Raw genomic sequence first — 16,637 nt, forward strand, 5'->3', positions numbered from 1 at the left:
GAAGACAATTGAATCCAAAAACTAAGAGAAAAGCTTAGCGCACCTCATGATAACGTAAGCTTTTGCAAAATCAAAGCATTTCCTGAAAGGAGAATTGCCATGTACGTCGGCAGGGATATGACCGAATTGACGATGATGCCGAAGAGTGAGTGGGAAAAAAGCGAATTGGCTTTCTTTCACCATTCACTTCAGCAGGTAATGCCGTATTTAAATGTGGAAGGCCAGGCTATCCACCGGGAAATCGTTGAAGAAATTGAAAAACGCGGCGGCCTAAACCGCGGTGAAGCGGATTATACACACGGCACAAAAGTCAACTATGACTGACCATTTTAAAAAGCCTATCGTCGTTTGACGATAGGCTTTCCTTTATATCTTAACCGAATAGAGCGACAACATTTTCTGATGCGGAACTGGAAGCGCAAAACCGGCAAGCTCCGGCAAAGAAACAAGACGGAGATTTTCCTTATCCTCAAGGGGTTTCGCAAGCTGTGCAACATAAACGGTAACGTTCCAGTCCAGATGGGAAAAGATATGCTGGATCTGTCCAAGTGATTCATCGATTGCGACTTTTACCCCAAGCTCTTCTCGATAAAATCGTTCTAATGCTTCACGATCATTAGCATAAGGCCGTTGAATTTCAATTGAAGGGAATTCCCAGAAGTTGGCCAAAAGCCCTTCGGCGGGCCGTCTGCGTATTAAAATCCTTCCGTCTTGGTCTTCCACTATAGCAGCTGCCAGTAAGACTTGTTTTGGCTTTTTCTTTTTGGATTTGACCGGAAGTTGTGCCTGCACCCCTTCATGGAAGGCTATACAATGTTCTCGAACTGGACACAGCAGGCAGGAAGGCGAAGTTGGTGTGCAAATGAGCGCCCCGAGTTCCATCAGCGCCTGATTGAAATCGGAAGGAGATTCATGGGAAATGAGCCGCCTGACCGCTTCCTCAAAAATTTTCCGGGAAGCTGGTTTGGCAATGTCTTCGCGTATGAGTAAAATACGCGATAAAACTCTCATGACATTCCCATCAACAGCAGGCTCTGGGATGCCATAGGCAATACTTAAAATAGCTCCGGCTGTATAAGGACCAACCCCTTTTAATTTAGAAATTTCCTTTGGTGAATCAGGAACGACGCCGTTATATTTATCCCGCACTTCCCGGACGGCCGACTGCAAATTCCTCGCACGCGAGTAATAGCCAAGACCCTCCCAGGCTTTCAGGACTTTGTCTTCGTCCGCCTCCGCGAGGGCATCGATTGTTGGAAACAACTCCAAAAAGCGGTGGTAATACGGAATAACCGTATCCACCCTTGTTTGCTGGAGCATGATTTCCGATACCCAAATCTTATAGGGATCCTGGTCGGCACGCCAAGGCAAATCTCTCTGTTCGGCGCGGAACCAGGCGATTAAATCTTCACGAAATTGCTCTATATTTATATTTCCTGTAATTTCCGGTTGGTTCATAATTGAGTTTAGGCCCCCTATATGTTAAAAAAGGTGGTAAAGTGGGAATATAATAATATTCAACCAAGACCAGTAGGAACTGGCAATATACTTTGATAAGGGAAACTTGCAATTCCAAAAGGAGGAAACAGCACCTTGGATACTGGCACACATGTCGTGATGGGGATTGCCCTAGGTGGCTTGGCCACTCTTGATCCGGCTGTTGCCCCGCACACGGCCACAGCAAGCAGTGTAATGATCGCCACAATCGTCGGTTCACAAATACCTGATATCGATACAGTATTGAAACTAAGGAACAACGCAGTCTATATAAGGAATCACCGCGGGATTACCCATTCTGTTCCTGCAGTATTCCTATGGCCGTTGCTGATTACCGGGATTATCTTTTTCTTTAATCCTGATGCGAGCCTGCTTCATCTTTGGCTCTGGACCCAAATCGCCGTATTCCTGCATGTGTTCGTTGATATTTTCAATGCTTATGGAACCCAGGCACTTAGGCCGTTCTCCTGTAAATGGGTGGCTCTCGGGGTAATCAATACGTTCGATCCATTCATATTCGGCATCCATGTTGCCGGAATCGTTGTTTGGATCATGGGTGCTCATCCTGGTTATACATTCCTCGTTGTATACGGGATACTCGTGATTTACTATTTACTCAGGTTTTCGGCAAAACGGGATGTCATCAAGGCCGTGAAGGTCATGATTCCAGACGCAACACAGATTGTTGTCGCGCCGACGATGAGGTTCAACCGCTGGAAAGTTGCGGTCATGAACGAAAAGGAATTTTTCGTTGGCAGGGCCCAAGGCACAACAGTCAGGATACTGGATAAATTCAACAGGGTCCCTGTTCCAGATACTCCAATAATCCATGCCGCAAAAAAGGATACGAATATTGCAGCATTCCTATCCTTCTCTCCTGTTTACCGATGGGAGGTAAAGGAATTTGAGGATTACAGCGAAGTCAGGTTCATTGACCTTAGGTATAGAAGCAACGGGCATTACCCATTTGTCGCAGTCGCCCATCTTGATAATGATTTAAATATTATGAATTCCTATACCGGCTGGATTTTCAGCGAGGAGAAGTTAAGGAAAAAACTCACCATTCTTCCGGGATAAAACTTTTTGGCAAAAACCAACGGCAACCCGCGCGCAACCGGGCTGCCGTTTTTTGTTTTAGAATAAAATTAATGCAGTTTGTTCTTATCTTGCTTTAGGTAGTGCATATATTTCGGATTTTGATTGGCAAATTCATGGAGACTGCTTCCATAACTCTCAATCCACTGACGGATGACTTTCTCCGTCATTTCGTTTCCCTGATACTCCCTGCCGGCCTTTGCATAAGTCGTTTCAAAATCGTCCCAAAGCAATTCTACCCATGTCCTGGCTTGTCCATAAGACAAATAATCATTTTTGTCAAGCAAGATTTTCGTCAAACGCTCATGATAGTCATTCATCCTTTTCACCCCCTGGCAAAATTGTTCTGCATATTGAGTAAAGCTGGACAAATAATATTGATACGCAGGCCAAAACTGGCTGCGAGTAACCCGTACGGACGGAGGCATCGCAAATGAGGAATAAAGCAAAAGGCTTTCCATACGAACATACCGATAAGATAGAAGGAGAACCCCGGGCAAAAGCTGAATATGCATCTAAAAGGGCCGATGGAACAATCAATACCCATCCACAGGAACGCATGAAAGCTTCTTCACAGAGAAATCCGGACGAAATCAGATCGTTTTAAATCATCCCCACCTGGCGCCCACAACTTGAGGGTGCCAGGTCTTATCTGATACTCAGCATGGAAATCGGCAATGCCTCTTCCTTCCCGGCACTTCCGAGTCGGTATCCCCAGGCAAAAACTCCATTTAAGTAATCGATTTTGAAAAAGACGCCCGGATCGCCGTCAATTTCATAAATTTCTCCCGGCTTGAATGCATTCGGATCGAGCAAGTACGCTTTTGCCATTGCAGCTTTCCGTTCAAGCACAGCATATTCATTCACCATGCCCATTTGCTCTGCTTTCCTCGCTTTTTCCTTTAAAGAAGCGATTTCCTGTTTTAATTCATATTCCGACATGGCGCTATACCGTTTTTCCCGCTCCATCAAGCAACCACCTTATTGTTATTATTTCTATTTTTAGTATAGTAAATATAAAGGACTTAATAAAGGATACTGCACAAATAGTAGGAGGGAAAATTGTGGAGACTTTTGTCATAACAGGCGCAGGCTCGGGTCTTGGTCAGGAAATGGCTCTTCTCTTAGCAAAAAAGGGATGGGATATTCTGTTAACCGGCAGGACTCTTGATAAATTAGCAGCTGTTAAAAAAGAAATTGAAGCAGCCGGGGGTTCAGCAGATACGCTCGTCCTCGATGTTTCTGATTCTGCCGCACTTCCTGAAAAACTCGGCCAAGCTTTGGCAGGAAAGACTGTTGCTGGACTTATAAATAATGCAGGGGTCGGTTATTTCGGTCCACTCATGGAAATGAATAATCCCGAAATTGAAGAAATGTTCCAAATCAATACACTCGGGACGATTTATATGACGAAAGCCATTCTGCCCTTTTTGCAAAAAAGGCAGGCTGGCCAAGTTGTCAATATTATCTCGACTGCCGGCCTCCGGGGCAAGGTCAATGAGTCTGTGTACGCCGCCACGAAATTTGCGGTACGCGGGTTTACGGAAAGCCTTCAAAAGGAATACGAGGGAAACGGGATCACGTTTACGGCAGCCTATATGGGCGGAATGAATACCCCATTCTGGGAAAACAGCAGCCTTGTCAGCGATCCGTCAAGACTCCGCAGCGCTCGGGAAATAGCCGAAATCATTGTGAATAGACTTGGTGAAAAGGAAATCATCATAGAAAGCCAAAAATCATGACAAATTGTCATGATTTTTGCTTTAAGTTAGCTATTCCTCTTCCATTGAAGCCAAATAGCGGTCAATTAGCTCAATCGGAAACCCTTTCCGGAAAAGCGTTTCTTTCATTTTTCTTTCGTATGCATATCCGCTCAGCTTTGCATGCTTTCGATGGGCTTTTTCGCCTTGCACCTTAATCGCTTCAAGCTCATCATCTTCTTCCCGGCCAAAATCGGCTTCATTCAAGGCAAATTGGATCGCGTCAGTCTGGTAGCCTTTCCTGCGCAGCATCGCATCGAGCTTTTGCTTAAGAACCCGCTCAGACTCTGATGCATACTTTCGGGCATATTTTTCCGCAAGGTCCTTCGCTTTTTCAAATTGTTCTTCTGGAGTATACTGCTTAAGCGCTTCTTCAATAAGCGAATCGGCTACTCCTCTTTCCCTTAGTTCCATTTTGACAACATAGGCCCCTTTGTCGGTCGTGCTGATTTGGGTCCTTACATAAGCATCTGCATACTCCTTGTCATTCAGATATCCTTGATCGGACAGCCTATGAATAACTTCATCAATTGCGGCATCTTCAAGCTTTTTTTCCTTCAGGTGGCCGCGCACCTCTTTTTCAGTCCTCATTTTAAACGCGAGGTAATTAATCGCATTATTGTACGCTTTCCGGATTTCATCGTGGTAACCGACTTCAGCAAGGGCAAATTCATCGAGCTCCATTCCTTTTCTTAAATGGAATTTCACAATGACTGATTCATCGGCACTGAAGGCAAATTCCTCACCTTTTCCAAAATCCATATAAATATTGTATCTCCCTGTATCCCGTTTCTGGGTGGTGATTTTTGTTATAACTGCCAAGTTTCTCACCTCTTCTCCACTTTACCATACATCGAAAGTGCCTTTCATTTAAGATGGATGTAAAATAGGCATAATAGGAATTTTTAAGAGGGGGAGCGGGATTGAGGATTGCAATTGCAGGTGGCAGCGGTTTTCTAGGCAACGCACTGACGGATTTTTTTCTTGAAGCAGGACATGACGTTTTTATTTTGACTAGAAGAAAAAAGAAAAGCGTGCGAAATGGTGTTACTTATATACAATGGCTTGAAGATGGAAGCGAGCCGGAACGAGAACTAGAGGGAATCGATGCCTTTATTAATCTTGCTGGGGAGTCGTTGAACAGCGGCCGCTGGACGGAAGAGCGGAAGGAACGGCTTTTAATGAGCAGGCTTGTCGCTGCGGAAGAAGCAGTCAGGATTATGAAAAGCATGTCGGTAAAGCCGGCAGTCCATATTGCTGCCAGCGCGGTCGGGTTCTATGGAACGTCTAATGAAAAAACCTTTACGGAGGAAAATGAGCATGGCAGCGACTTTCTCGCGAGCCTCGTTAGGATGTGGGAGGAAGTCAGTGCAAAAACAGAGGCGATGGGAATCCGAACTGTTTTCTGCCGGTTCGGTATTATTCTTGATCAAACAGAGGGAGCGCTTCCGAGAATGGCTCTTCCCTACAAATTGTTCGCCGGGGGTACGGTTGGATCCGGCCGCCAATGGGTTTCGTGGATTCATAAAGAGGATGCGGTCGGTGGGGTGGCTTTTGCGATTGAAAATAGTGGACTGAACGGCCCTATAAATTTCACCGCGCCCAATCCGGCTAAAATGAACGAGTTTGGGCTGGCAATTGGAAAAGCACTTGGACGGCCGCACTGGCTGCCGGTTCCAGGTGTTGCGTTAAAGCTGTTACTTGGCGAAATGAGCGTTCTGGTACTTAAAGGCCAGCGAGTCGTTCCTGCAAAACTGCTTCAGGCCGGCTACCGATTCCGCCATCCTGAACTTTCGGCTGCATTGGAAAATATTTTCAAGAACTGAATCAATCCCCTAACTTAAGGAAAAGATTGAGATAGGAGCATACTTTTCTTTAAAGGAAGGGATCGATTATGGAAAAGAAGAAAAAGGATAAAATGAGACTGACTTTGACATCTACGCAGGAAGTTTTATATCAAAGGGAATTTAAAGCCGCTGACAGGGCGGCTGGGTTCGAAGGTCCGAAGCTGCGGAAGAGATAATGTTGCCTGAATCTGAAGGCAATTTTGTTGGGCACGGGTAAAAAGATGGACGTTTGGGCGCTAAGTCTTCCTTTAGCGACCGAAGGAACAGATGACTACTGCCGTTCGGGCGCTAAGTCTTCCTTTAGCGACCGAAGGAACGGATGACCGGTGCCGTTCAGTCGCTAAGTCTTCCTTTAGCGACCGAAGGAACGGATGACCGGTGCCGTTCGGGTGCTAAGTCTCCCTTTAGCGACCGAAGGATCGGATGACAGCTGCTGTTCGGGCGCTAAATCTTCCTTTAGCGACCGAAGGAACGGCTCTCCGCCGCTGTTCGGGCGCTAAATCTTTCTTTAATGAACGAAGGATCGGATGACAGCTGCTGTTCTTGTAGAACACAAATTAACTACCGAAGAAGGATTTTCCACTTATGTCTGTTGCTCGGACGGAGACGATAATACCGAGGGGAAACTTTCCTCAACCTCATTCCGAAAGGGGTTTTTCGTGATGGCCCGTTCACGCGGACATAGGAATCGTGACAAGAACACGTCTACTCTGCCTCAAACTCCAAAAAACCTGAAAATCACCGATGGCCGTGACGTTGAATTTGACCGTGACCTTGCCGACCACGATGATCTTGAGGCAATGGCCCGTTCAAAAGCTGCCGACCAGAGGGCGAAAGGCAGACAATAACATGCAAAAAGAAGCGGGGGCGAACCCCGCTTCTTTTCATTTATTCTAATTATGCTTTTTGTTTAACAGCTTTCTTAGTCATGGCTGCTTTTAGATAAGGCACTGCGAATCTGTCGACTCCCCAGTAAGTTGCGCCGCTGCCAACGAATAGTAGGACGAAGGCGACAGTGTAAAGAATTGGGTTTGTGCTGGTTGTTCCCGCGAGCAGGAAGTTCAGGTTCATGAATGCGCCTGCGATTAGTGCTGGAATGGTTGCCGCGCCGAGGATTAGACCGACCCCGACAAGTAATTCTCCCCATGGAATTAGGATATTGAACAATTCAATGTTTGGAACAGCAAAGCTTTGCAGGAAGCTGGCATACCAGCCTTGGACTGCCGGATGATCGCCGGCCGCCTTGGCAATTGCTCCTTGCAGGAATCCGCCTGCCTCGAAGCCTCCTGTTACTTTTCCTAAGCCCGCTTCGAACCATTGCAGTCCGAGCCAGATTCTTGCGATTGTCCAAAGTGTTGCCGCCTGAGGTGTTTCATACCATTTTTTCATTTTAATTCCTCCAGTTATTTTAGTTTGTGAAATCATTCACATGTTAGTTTAAAAAAATATGGGTATTAGATCTTTAACTTTGAAGTTTGTTTGTTTTGTGAATGTTTTCACTTACTTTCTACACCCTTACTATACAACCTTCCATTAAAACTATCAAGATATTATTATTGAATTCACTGTAATTATAGTGTTATTGTGAACAGATTATGAACAAACACACTTTTCGTGGATAATGTGGATATTATGATTGGATGTTGAAGTGAAGGGCTTCCTAAATAGCCTGCTTGTGTATAATTTTTGGGGATATTTCTGTGGATAATGTGTATAAGTCTGTGGAGTATTGGTAAATCAACTTTTTATATGTGGACATCCCTTTGGATAACTGCCTTGCGAAATCAAGTTGTCATTTTGGCTTGAAACATCAGTAATGTTTCCTTGTTCCCTTTCTCCACTGCTATAAAACGGATTTCGGATGATAAGCGTTTGATTCCACCACTCGTTTTTTAGCATGTTACAATAACGGGAAACGCCTTGGGATTGGAGTTGAGCTTTTTGGTTATAGACTTGCTCAAGAATTTGATTTCTATAGATAGCAGTACAATTATAGGCGGCAACATCGCCGTTGACTTTTGCGGGAAGTGGTTGGCTGAACAAGGGCTTGAGGTTTCTTTCTTTGAAAACAACGGATACCGGATGCTCGTTTCAGAAATAGGAGAAGGTGATTCTACTTTGGTGCTTAATGGCCATGTTGACGTTGTTGCAGGCAGTCCGCGGCAATTCACTCCTATGGAAGAAGGCGGCAGGCTGTATGGCCGTGGCTCCGCCGATATGAAAGCTGGAGTTGCCGCCATGATGGCCACTTTTGCTAAGTTAACCAGCCGTAAGCTTGGCTGCAAGCTTCAGCTCCAGATTGTTTCGGATGAAGAAATTGGCGGGATGAATTGCACGGGCTTCCTCGTGGAAAACGGATACCGCGGAGATTTTGTTATTTGCGCGGAACCTACCGGACTTGGGATTGCCAATCAGGCAAAAGGCATCCTCCGCGTAGATATTACAGCTTACGGAAAAGCAGCTCATGGCAGCCGCCCGTGGGAAGGTGTGAATGCAATTGAGGTTGCATATGACGTTTACCGGCAGGTTCTTGACCTTCCTTTTGCGAAGGAGAGCAGCGAATATTACCAATCCCCTTCCATCAACCTTGCAAAAATCGAGGCTGGGAACGCATATAATGTTGTTCCCGATGAATGCAGGATGGGTTTTGATATCCGTTACCTCCCCGGCCAGAATCACGAGGAGATCCTCAGGCAAATCGGGTCAATTAACGGGATTGAAGTAGTCCCTGGCCTACATGCGGAACCGATACATACCGCCCGCAGCCACCCGTTCCTCTTGGGCCTTGCTGACATAGTCAGCCGGCAAACAGGAGAAGAAGCCGTGTTCTTTGGTCAGCATGGCAGTGCCGATACGGTCTTCTTTGCTAAATATGGCATCCCCGCTATTGAGTTCGGTCCGGACGGAGACAATTGGCATGGCGAGGATGAGTATGTGGATATCAATTCTGTTCTACAGTTTGAAAAGATTCTAATCGAGCTTGCATGCTCGGGAAAAATCACATAAAAATTTTTGTACTGCAAAATAAATAACAAAACGCGGCGCCCGTTTCCAGAATGGGCCCGCGTTTTCTCTACAACGGCAAAAGGGCGACGGTTTCTTTTGCCCGGAGTTTTTCAATCATTTCAAGCCATTCCTTCGGCTTGTTGGATAGTACAGCATAGTAGGTTCTTAGGAAATCAGCTACAAGTGAAGCTTCAACCAAGTCCTGGCTGTAATCCGCGGGCATGAAGCCAAGATCCAGGCCCGAAACGGCCTCGCCGTTATTTTCCCAGGAAGGATGGACGTATTCCAGGTCAAGACGCTTGTAGCCAAGATGTGATAGCACTTCCCGTCGGACATATGGGTCCATGACTTTCACTCCGCCGAATTCAAGAGCTTCAACCTTATATGGGTCATAAATCTCCGCGAACATGCCGTATAATTTCTTTCCGTTTTTGGCAGCCAGTTCATTTAGGTCTTTCATTCGGTTCACTACGAGAAAGCGGCCGATTCCCTTGCCTGGCTTGCGAATGATCGTAAAATCGGTCATGGCAATATTCCAGTCCGCATAGTACCGATACTCGGTCGCTCCGACTACCTCCTCGCCGTCAACTGCGACGAAGATGCGGATACCCGGGTCTTCAAGCGGCTCTTTCCATAAATCGTACTCAAGTACTTCTTCCTTCGGGAAAATCTCCCCCATCAGGTTGTGCAGCTTGCGAAAATTCGGATCTTCTATATTGGTAATGCGCTTATATTCCATTCCCTGGCGCTCCTTCGTTTTTAAATGGATTCTTCCATTCCATAATGACCGCGTAATGGCAGGATTCTTCATCTTCCAAGTAATCCTTGACTACCGCAACTGGCATCCGGCCGCAACGGAGAAGGAATGAAACGACTGGATCCCTCAACTCTCCGGACATGACCTTTTCGAGGTATTGCTGCGGTGAAATCGAATTAGATACTTTATGGTAGCCGGGCATTCTGCTGCCGCCGACCAGCCTGTCAATGCCCTTGTCAATGACGACGTGGTACATGGACTGCATCAGCAGCTTCCCCAGGCCCAGCTTCCGGTACTTTGGCCTGACGCTGATATCGACAATATAAAGCGAGTTTCCTTCTGGATGATGATTGCGGATATAACCATTGTCAGTAATTTCTTCCCATGTGTGGTCTGGATGGGCCGGGTCGAAATTGACCCTGAGCCCGGTCAGTGAACCGGCCAGCTCCCCGTCCACCGAAACACAAAGCGCGCCTTCGGGAAACAGCTTCACATGGCTGGCAAGCTGTTCCTTATTCCACCATAAATCGGATTGGAACGGCGGAGGAAAGCATTCGGATTGGATTTCAATCAGCCCATCGAAATCATTTTCTTTATAGGGCCTGATACAAACGGAAAACGGCTTATCCTTCTCATATACAAAAAACTCGCATTTATACATCCGCCTCACCCCTAGGAATTCGTTTTTTCCCAATCCACGTATAAATCGGTCCTCCGGTCGCGCCAGGTTGTTACGGACCCGCGCTCACGAACTTCATACAACAATTCCAAATCCAAATCGGCCGTGACAATCATATCGTCATTGATTTCCCCTTCTACCATAAGCCCTTTTGGCGGGAAGGGAATGTCATTCGGTGTAATGACGGCGGCCTGGCCGAAATTGAGCCGCATGAAATCGACTGTCGGAAGAGCCCCGACGGTACCAGTTAGGACAACATACACCTGGTTTTCAATTGCACGGGCATGGCTCGTATAACGGACACGGTGGAAGCCATGCCTGTCATCGGTACAGGATGGGCAAAAAATGACATCCGCTCCTTTTGCTTTGGCCATCCGGACAATTTCCGGAAACTCAATATCATAACAAGTTAGGATGGCGATTTTTCCCTTCTCCGTATCAAAAATACGGAAGCTGTCCCCTTTTTCCATATTCCATTCGTGTACCTCGGTAGGTGTGATGTGAAGCTTGGCCTGCTCTTCAATTCTGCCATCCGGGTAAAATAAATGGGCTGTATTATAAAGCTTGCCGCCACGCTCGACGACATGGGTGCCGCCGATGATATGCATGCCGGTCTTTTTGGCAAAAGAAGCAAAAAGTTCACGGTAACGATCAGTGAATGCCGGCAGGTCATTGATTGTCAGAGCCTTGCCGGTTTCGTCACCAATCGAGAGAAGCTGGGTCGTGAAAAATTCCGGAAATAAAACAAATTCTGCCCCGAACTCCTCAGCCGTTTTTATATAATGCTCACATTGAGCCGCGAAATCCTCAAATGACGAAATAGTGTACAGATGATATTGCACAGCCGAAACACGAATCTTCACAAAACAACCTCCCTTTTTTGCCAATTTAATAGAAACATTAAGGTTATTATTCACTAATTAATCCCATATGACAAGTGAGATGGTCTATCAAAAATACCCTTGAAACTCTCTTAAAAAGAATATTTACATAAACTTTAACCTTCCTTAAAGACTACTTAATACAACATGGGTACGGTAGCAGTGTAGTGGTTAATTTCAGCACGTTCCTCTTTGTACCTGTGTCCATAGCCCGTTTCATTCTGTTGGCAAAACATCTCTAGCCGAGGAGGACTGCACGTGAAGAACCTATTCTTCATTTTGGTGTTACTTGGAGTGTTGTCGGGGTTTTATGCCGGGGAACCGCTTGAGCAGGAAGAGATAGAATCATATCAAACCGATGGATCTTCTTTTCATGCCGAAGCTAGCGAAATTCCCTGGAATACTACGAATGAAAGGGAGCCACTGTATCCTTCTGATGGGCAGTTGAATGAGCCCGGAGATACAGTGGCGGATGGTAAAGGTATGCTAACATTGATGGCTGCTTCTCCGGTTTATGATTCCTTCCTTTTAGGCGGTGTCGATTTCATCGTCAAAGATGTAAAGCTATTAAAATTCATTCCTACTCGTTCAAACGGCTTAAATCTGGAATCTGAGCTTGAATTTATTAAGGTCGATGTCGAGATTGTCAACGCCAATCCTTTCAGCGTCCAGTTCAATCCTGTCGAGACAATCCGTGTCAACGGTACAGAAATGCCCGCAGAAAATGAATTCCTCCTTGAAAATATGGGCGGACTGATGAAGGCAGGCGAAACAAAGACTGGCAGCCTGGGCTACCTCATTGAGGAGACAGGCACACTGGAAGTTGATATTCAGTCAAGTAATGTTTCAGCCAAAGGGAATGAATTAATAAGTAAAGCCGCCAGATTCAAAGTGATCTTGAATAGGCAGCCTTAGGTTATATGCGTATTAAGCATGGGAGCGGCTCCCATGTTTTTTGGGGGCTGCCGCTACCTGGGAAGCTAAAAAGTCTTATCCCAGCAGGCCTTTAGCGAAAGCAATTTGATTTACCACCTGCTCAGGCGAAGTGCCTCCATAACTATTTCTTGCCCCGGCCACATGCTCGGGCGCGAGAATTTTATAAATGTCACCGTAGAAAAGCTCGCTGAATGACCTGTATTCATCCATTGTTAGGTCAAGCAGATATTTGTTCGTTTGAATGCAATAGAGGACGATTTTGCCGATGACCTCATGCGCTTCGCGGAACGGCATTCCTTTTGCCGCAAGATAGTCGGCAATATCCGTTGCATTCGAAAAATCTTCATTAAGCGCGCGGCGCATGACATCACCGTTTACCTTCATCGTCTCAATCATTGGAGCGAGCAGCTTTAAAGATCCTTCCAATGTTTCAACCGTATCAAACATACCTTCCTTGTCTTCCTGCAAATCCTTATTATAGGCGAGCGGCAGTCCCTTCAGAACGGTCAGCAGGCCAACTAGGTTTCCGTAAACCCTCCCTGTTTTTCCGCGCAAAAGTTCCGGTACATCCGGGTTTTTCTTTTGCGGCATGATGCTTGAGCCAGTGCAAAATGAATCATCGAGCTCAATAAAGCTGAACTCCTGGCTCGACCAAATAATCAACTCCTCGGATAGCCGGGAAATATGCGTCATCATGATCGAGCCGATTGAAAGGAACTCGAGTATGAAGTCCCTGTCGCTGACCGCGTCCATGCTGTTCGGGTAAATTGTTTCGAAGCCGAGCAGTCCCGCGGTCAGCTCCCGGTCGATTGGAAAGGTCGTCCCGGCAAGCGCCCCGGCACCGAGCGGCATCCAGTTGACTCTTTTTAGGCTGTCGGTAAGCCGTTCCTTATCCCGCTCAAACATCCAGAAATAGGCCATTAAGTGATGGGCGAACGAAACTGGCTGGGCCCGCTGCAAATGGGTATAGCCCGGGATTAGCGTTTCAATATGCTGCTCGGCCTTTCCGATGATCGCTTCCTGAACCATTCCAACAAGCTCGATCAGTTCGCCCGTTTTATTCCGAAGGTAAAGATGCATGTCGGTTGCCACTTGGTCGTTCCGGCTTCTGCCTGTATGCAGCTTGCCGCCAACTGGCCCAATCAACTCGATCAGCTTTTTTTCAATATTCATATGGATGTCTTCATCTTTTATTAAAAACTCAATCTCGTTGTTTGCGGCCATTTCACTGATTTTTTGGAGGCCGCCGATTATTGCTTCAGCATCCTCGATCGGGATGATTCCGCACTCTCCCAGCATTTTTGCATGGGCAATGCTTCCTTCAATGTCCTCCGCAACCAGCTTCTTATCAAATGTTATTGATGCCGTAAATTCCTCGACAAGTTTATTCGTTTCCTTTGTAAAGCGGCCGCCCCATAATTTTGACATATGCCTGCCTCCTGATTGTTGTAGACGGCTCCCTCGAGCGGAGGAAGCCGCAATTGTTCTATTTCAGTACGGATTGTTTGCTATGAATCTCTGAATAAACCTTTGTCGGCAGTCCCCAGATTTTAATGAAGCCCTCAGCTGCCAAGTGATCAAATGCATCACCTTTGGAATATGTGGCAAGTTCCTCGTTATACAGGCTGAATGGCGATTTACGGCCGACCGTCATATGATTCCCCTTATGGAGCTTGACACGGAGCGTTCCAGTCACCACTTCCTGAGTAGAATCGACAAACGCATCAAGAGCGGCTTTCAGCGGCGAGTACCAGAGGCCTTCATAAACAATTTTGGCCATCTGCTGATCAACCTGTGTCTTAAATTGAGTGACCTCGCGCGGAAGAGTCAGGAATTCCAGTTCCTTATGGGCTTGAATTAGGATAAGAGCTGCCGGGTTTTCATACACTTCCCTCGACTTAATGCCCACGAGGCGGTTTTCGATATGGTCGATGCGGCCGATGCCATGCTTTCCGCCAAGCTCATTCAATTTTTCAATTAGCTCAACTATTGGCAGCTGCTGGCCGTTCAGGCCGGTCGGAACACCTTTTTCAAAATCAATTTCAATATACTCCGGAGTGTCTGGCGCCAGTTCGATTGGATTAGTCCAGTCGAATGCGGCTTCGGGAGCTTCAGCCCATGGGTCCTCAAGAACGCCGGCCTCACAGGCGCGCCCCCAAATATTTGCATCGATGGAAAACGGGTTGTCGAGGTCCACAGGGATTGGAATTCCTTTCTCCTCAGCGTACTTTATTTCTTCGTCCCTCGTCATTCCCCACTCACGGACGGGAGCGACTACCTTCAAATTTGGATTTAGCGCCTGAATCGACACCTCGAAGCGGACCTGGTCATTTCCTTTTCCGGTGCAGCCATGGGCAACTGCGGCTGCTCCTTCCTTTTCAGCTACTTCGACGAGCAATTTTGAAATGAGCGGCCTTGAAAGTGCCGATGAGAGCGGATATTTCCCTTCATACAGGCAATTTGCTTTCAGGGCAGGAATAATATATTCTTTTGCCAAAAGTTCCTTCGCATCAATCATATACGCTTTGACGGCTCCGACATCCAGTGCTTTCGTGCGGATTGCCTCCAAATCTTTCCCTTCACCGACATCAAGGCCAAGCGCAATGACGTCGTACCCGTATTTCTCTTGAATCCATTTTACGGAAACGGACGTATCCAATCCGCCTGAGTAAGCTAAAACAATTTTTTCTTTTGCCATGTTTTACACCTCTTAAGTTGATTTATATTTTATTGATTGGAACGAAGAGCAGACGCTTTACGTTCCAATCAACACAACTATGGATAATAAAAACTAGAACTGCTGCTTTTCTATCCTGCTAATAGTACTTTCAGGATGGCTTTTTGCGCGTGCAGCCTGTTTTCTGCTTCATCGAAGACAGCGGAATGCGATCCATCAATAATTTCAGCGGTTACTTCTTCTCCACGATGGGCGGGGAGGCAATGGAGGAAAAGGAAATCCTCTTTTGCTAGGGCGCATAAATCCTCGTTTACTTGGAATGGCGCGAATTTCTCCAGCCTTTCCTTTGTTTCGGCTTCTTGCCCCATACTCGTCCAAACATCCGTCACAATAACGTCCGCCATTTCAATGGCTTCGCGGGGATTATCGTTAATAAGAATCTTACTCCCCGAACGATCAGCTTTCTTTTTTGCCTGGCTGACAATTTCCTTGTCGGGTTCGTATCCGGCCGGGCTGGCAATGGTTATGTCCATGCCGGTTAGCACCGCTCCTTCAAGAAGAGAATGGGCCATATTATTCTTGCCATCACCCATGTAGCAAAGCTTTAGCCCTTCAAGCCGGCCCTTGTTTTCATATATGGTGAGCAAATCGGCCAGTACCTGTGCCGGGTGATGCAAATCGGTCAGTCCATTGATGACAGGGACGGTTGCATGTTCAGCAAACTCCTCAATCCTCTCATGCCCGAATGTACGGATCATGACCGCATCGACATATCTGGATAAGACTTTGGCTGTATCTGCAATCGTTTCACCTCTCCCAAGCTGAATATCCTTCGTGCTGAGAAAGATTGCCTGGCCGCCAAGCTGCATCATCCCAACTTCAAAGGAAACACGTGTCCTTGTAGAGGACTTTTCAAAAATCATGCCAAGCACTTTACCGCTTAGAAACGGCTGTTGCTTTCCCTGCTTTTGTGTTTTTTTCAACTGAATCGCTGTCTCAAGCAGCCAGCTGAGCTCCTCCGGCGAGAAATCAGTCAGCCGCAAAAAGTTCTTTCCTTTTAAGTTCGGTACGAATGATTCTCCCTTTCTGATTGCATTAAGCATGTCTTTCCCTCCGATGCTGGTAATCACTAGGCCTAGAATCGGTCAGTTATTCATCAGGACATAATCCCTTTTCAAATTGGCACTTTATTAATCACTTATCTTAGATATTGTATTATTATAAATATATATTAATATTTATGCAAGCAATTGTATATAAACTTTTTTACTATTTTTAGAATTTAAACAGTTATTAAAATTCTAGAGAGAGGGGGTTCGATTCAATCAAGTTTTGCGTTATGTGAAGTTATGGAAAATATTAGAGGGGGGAGAAGCTATCAAAACGCATTGCGCTGTCCGAACATGGAGTAACTTCGGACAGAGAACCTATCAAAATGCGGTTGGCTGTCCGAACATGGGGCAACTTCAGACAGAGAACCTATCATAACGCATTGCGCTGTC

General features: G+C 46.3%; 20 protein-coding genes. 9 read left to right on the forward strand and 11 right to left on the reverse strand.

Features of this window, described 5'->3' with window-relative positions:
* The first annotated feature begins 99 nt into the window (after positions 1–99).
* Positions 100–324, forward strand: a complete 225-nt coding sequence (locus tag D1B31_RS20720; protein WP_118924036.1) for a hypothetical protein — start codon at positions 100–102, stop codon at positions 322–324.
* Between the two features lie 42 nt (positions 325–366).
* On the opposite strand, the gene mutY is transcribed toward D1B31_RS20720, so the two are convergent.
* The gene (gene mutY / locus D1B31_RS20725; protein ID WP_118924038.1) at positions 367–1,458 is read right to left on the reverse strand and encodes an A/G-specific adenine glycosylase; all 1,092 of its coding nucleotides are present in this window, start codon (positions 1,456–1,458) and stop codon (positions 367–369) included.
* 135 nt (positions 1,459–1,593) lie between these two features.
* Here mutY and D1B31_RS20730 point away from each other — a divergent pair, with 135 nt between their 5' ends.
* Positions 1,594–2,574: a metal-dependent hydrolase gene (locus D1B31_RS20730; RefSeq protein WP_118924040.1), complete on the forward strand. Its 981-nt coding sequence runs from the start codon at positions 1,594–1,596 to the stop codon at positions 2,572–2,574.
* 68 nt (positions 2,575–2,642) lie between these two features.
* Here D1B31_RS20730 and D1B31_RS20735 read toward each other — a convergent pair whose 3' ends face one another.
* Entirely contained in the window at positions 2,643–2,912 is a 270-nt protein-coding gene (locus D1B31_RS20735) for a YfhJ family protein (protein WP_118924042.1), read from the reverse strand.
* A gap of 113 nt (positions 2,913–3,025) precedes the next feature.
* Here D1B31_RS20735 and D1B31_RS20740 point away from each other — a divergent pair, with 113 nt between their 5' ends.
* Positions 3,026–3,199 (forward strand): small, acid-soluble spore protein K, encoded by a 174-nt coding sequence (locus tag D1B31_RS20740; RefSeq protein WP_118924044.1) that lies wholly within the window; start codon positions 3,026–3,028, stop codon positions 3,197–3,199.
* Positions 3,200–3,240: 41 nt separating this feature from the next.
* Here D1B31_RS20740 and D1B31_RS20745 read toward each other — a convergent pair whose 3' ends face one another.
* Positions 3,241–3,561 carry a YfhH family protein gene (locus D1B31_RS20745; RefSeq protein ID WP_118924046.1) on the reverse strand — a complete coding sequence of 107 codons (321 nt, stop codon included), beginning with the start codon at positions 3,559–3,561 and terminating at the stop codon, positions 3,241–3,243.
* 95 nt (positions 3,562–3,656) lie between these two features.
* Here D1B31_RS20745 and D1B31_RS20750 point away from each other — a divergent pair, with 95 nt between their 5' ends.
* On the forward strand, positions 3,657–4,334 hold the full coding sequence (locus D1B31_RS20750) for an SDR family NAD(P)-dependent oxidoreductase (RefSeq protein WP_118924048.1): 678 nt from the start codon (positions 3,657–3,659) through the stop codon (positions 4,332–4,334).
* 30 nt (positions 4,335–4,364) lie between these two features.
* Here D1B31_RS20750 and recX read toward each other — a convergent pair whose 3' ends face one another.
* Complete coding sequence (gene recX, locus D1B31_RS20755) at positions 4,365–5,183, reverse strand: recombination regulator RecX (RefSeq protein WP_338036498.1); 819 nt, start codon at positions 5,181–5,183, stop codon at positions 4,365–4,367.
* Positions 5,184–5,275: 92 nt separating this feature from the next.
* On the opposite strand from recX, the gene D1B31_RS20760 reads away from it, so the two are divergent.
* From D1B31_RS20760 to D1B31_RS20770, 3 genes are all read left to right on the forward strand, one after another.
* Positions 5,276–6,178 (forward strand): TIGR01777 family oxidoreductase, encoded by a 903-nt coding sequence (locus D1B31_RS20760; protein WP_118924052.1) that lies wholly within the window; start codon positions 5,276–5,278, stop codon positions 6,176–6,178.
* A gap of 68 nt (positions 6,179–6,246) precedes the next feature.
* Positions 6,247–6,375, forward strand: coding sequence for a YfhE family protein (locus tag D1B31_RS20765; protein WP_118924054.1), 129 nt, complete (start codon positions 6,247–6,249; stop codon positions 6,373–6,375).
* 486 nt (positions 6,376–6,861) lie between these two features.
* On the forward strand, positions 6,862–7,047 hold the full coding sequence (locus tag D1B31_RS20770; protein ID WP_118924056.1) for a YfhD family protein: 186 nt from the start codon (positions 6,862–6,864) through the stop codon (positions 7,045–7,047).
* A 49-nt stretch (positions 7,048–7,096) separates the two neighbouring features.
* Here the strand turns inward: D1B31_RS20770 and D1B31_RS20775 are convergent, their stop codons facing one another.
* On the reverse strand, positions 7,097–7,588 hold the full coding sequence (locus D1B31_RS20775) for a DoxX family protein (RefSeq protein ID WP_118924058.1): 492 nt from the start codon (positions 7,586–7,588) through the stop codon (positions 7,097–7,099).
* A gap of 552 nt (positions 7,589–8,140) precedes the next feature.
* Here D1B31_RS20775 and D1B31_RS20780 point away from each other — a divergent pair.
* The gene (locus tag D1B31_RS20780) at positions 8,141–9,205 is read left to right on the forward strand and encodes a M20 family metallopeptidase (protein WP_118924060.1); all 1,065 of its coding nucleotides are present in this window, start codon (positions 8,141–8,143) and stop codon (positions 9,203–9,205) included.
* A 67-nt stretch (positions 9,206–9,272) separates the two neighbouring features.
* Here D1B31_RS20780 and D1B31_RS20785 read toward each other — a convergent pair whose 3' ends face one another.
* From D1B31_RS20785 to D1B31_RS20795, 3 genes are read right to left on the reverse strand one after another with little or no spacing between them, the layout of a single operon-like run.
* Positions 9,273–9,944, reverse strand: coding sequence for a GNAT family N-acetyltransferase (locus D1B31_RS20785; RefSeq protein ID WP_118924062.1), 672 nt, complete (start codon positions 9,942–9,944; stop codon positions 9,273–9,275).
* Entirely contained in the window at positions 9,934–10,623 is a 690-nt protein-coding gene (locus D1B31_RS20790; protein ID WP_118924064.1) for a GNAT family N-acetyltransferase, read from the reverse strand. Before D1B31_RS20790 ends, D1B31_RS20785 begins: the two co-directional genes overlap by 11 nt.
* A gap of 11 nt (positions 10,624–10,634) precedes the next feature.
* The gene (locus tag D1B31_RS20795) at positions 10,635–11,504 is read right to left on the reverse strand and encodes a carbon-nitrogen hydrolase family protein (RefSeq protein ID WP_118924066.1); all 870 of its coding nucleotides are present in this window, start codon (positions 11,502–11,504) and stop codon (positions 10,635–10,637) included.
* A 276-nt stretch (positions 11,505–11,780) separates the two neighbouring features.
* On the opposite strand from D1B31_RS20795, the gene D1B31_RS20800 reads away from it, so the two are divergent.
* On the forward strand, positions 11,781–12,437 hold the full coding sequence (locus D1B31_RS20800) for a hypothetical protein (RefSeq protein ID WP_118924068.1): 657 nt from the start codon (positions 11,781–11,783) through the stop codon (positions 12,435–12,437).
* Positions 12,438–12,512: 75 nt separating this feature from the next.
* On the opposite strand, the gene argH is transcribed toward D1B31_RS20800, so the two are convergent.
* The 3 genes from argH to argF form a co-directional block, all read right to left on the reverse strand.
* Positions 12,513–13,886, reverse strand: coding sequence for an argininosuccinate lyase (gene argH / locus D1B31_RS20805; RefSeq protein ID WP_118924070.1), 1,374 nt, complete (start codon positions 13,884–13,886; stop codon positions 12,513–12,515).
* Positions 13,887–13,944: 58 nt separating this feature from the next.
* A complete protein-coding gene (locus tag D1B31_RS20810) occupies positions 13,945–15,156 on the reverse strand; it encodes an argininosuccinate synthase (protein WP_118924072.1) in 1,212 nt (403 codons plus the stop codon).
* 110 nt (positions 15,157–15,266) lie between these two features.
* Entirely contained in the window at positions 15,267–16,238 is a 972-nt protein-coding gene (argF, locus tag D1B31_RS20815) for an ornithine carbamoyltransferase (RefSeq protein ID WP_118924074.1), read from the reverse strand.
* Between the last annotated feature and the right edge of the window lie 399 nt (positions 16,239–16,637).

Origin of the sequence: Neobacillus notoginsengisoli, assembly GCF_003515685.1 — a bacterium.
Classification (GTDB): Bacteria; Bacillota; Bacilli; order Bacillales; family Cytobacillaceae; genus Bacillus_D; species Bacillus_D notoginsengisoli.

Bases quoted from the DNA above. Each gene is read 5' to 3' on its own strand.
- D1B31_RS20720 (WP_118924036.1), top strand. From the start codon at position 100: ATGTACGTCGGCAGGGATATGACCGAATTGACGATGATGCCGAAGAGT.
- mutY (WP_118924038.1), bottom strand. From the start codon at position 1,458: ATGAACCAACCGGAAATTACAGGAAATATAAATATAGAGCAATTTCGT.
- D1B31_RS20735 (WP_118924042.1), bottom strand. From the start codon at position 2,912: ATGAATGACTATCATGAGCGTTTGACGAAAATCTTGCTTGACAAAAAT.
- D1B31_RS20740 (WP_118924044.1), top strand. From the start codon at position 3,026: ATGAGGAATAAAGCAAAAGGCTTTCCATACGAACATACCGATAAGATA.
- D1B31_RS20745 (WP_118924046.1), bottom strand. From the start codon at position 3,561: ATGGAGCGGGAAAAACGGTATAGCGCCATGTCGGAATATGAATTAAAA.
- D1B31_RS20765 (WP_118924054.1), top strand. From the start codon at position 6,247: ATGGAAAAGAAGAAAAAGGATAAAATGAGACTGACTTTGACATCTACG.
- D1B31_RS20770 (WP_118924056.1), top strand. From the start codon at position 6,862: ATGGCCCGTTCACGCGGACATAGGAATCGTGACAAGAACACGTCTACT.
- D1B31_RS20775 (WP_118924058.1), bottom strand. From the start codon at position 7,588: ATGAAAAAATGGTATGAAACACCTCAGGCGGCAACACTTTGGACAATC.
- D1B31_RS20785 (WP_118924062.1), bottom strand. From the start codon at position 9,944: ATGGAATATAAGCGCATTACCAATATAGAAGATCCGAATTTTCGCAAG.
- D1B31_RS20790 (WP_118924064.1), bottom strand. From the start codon at position 10,623: ATGTATAAATGCGAGTTTTTTGTATATGAGAAGGATAAGCCGTTTTCC.
- argH (WP_118924070.1), bottom strand. From the start codon at position 13,886: ATGTCAAAATTATGGGGCGGCCGCTTTACAAAGGAAACGAATAAACTT.
- D1B31_RS20810 (WP_118924072.1), bottom strand. From the start codon at position 15,156: ATGGCAAAAGAAAAAATTGTTTTAGCTTACTCAGGCGGATTGGATACG.
- argF (WP_118924074.1), bottom strand. From the start codon at position 16,238: ATGCTTAATGCAATCAGAAAGGGAGAATCATTCGTACCGAACTTAAAA.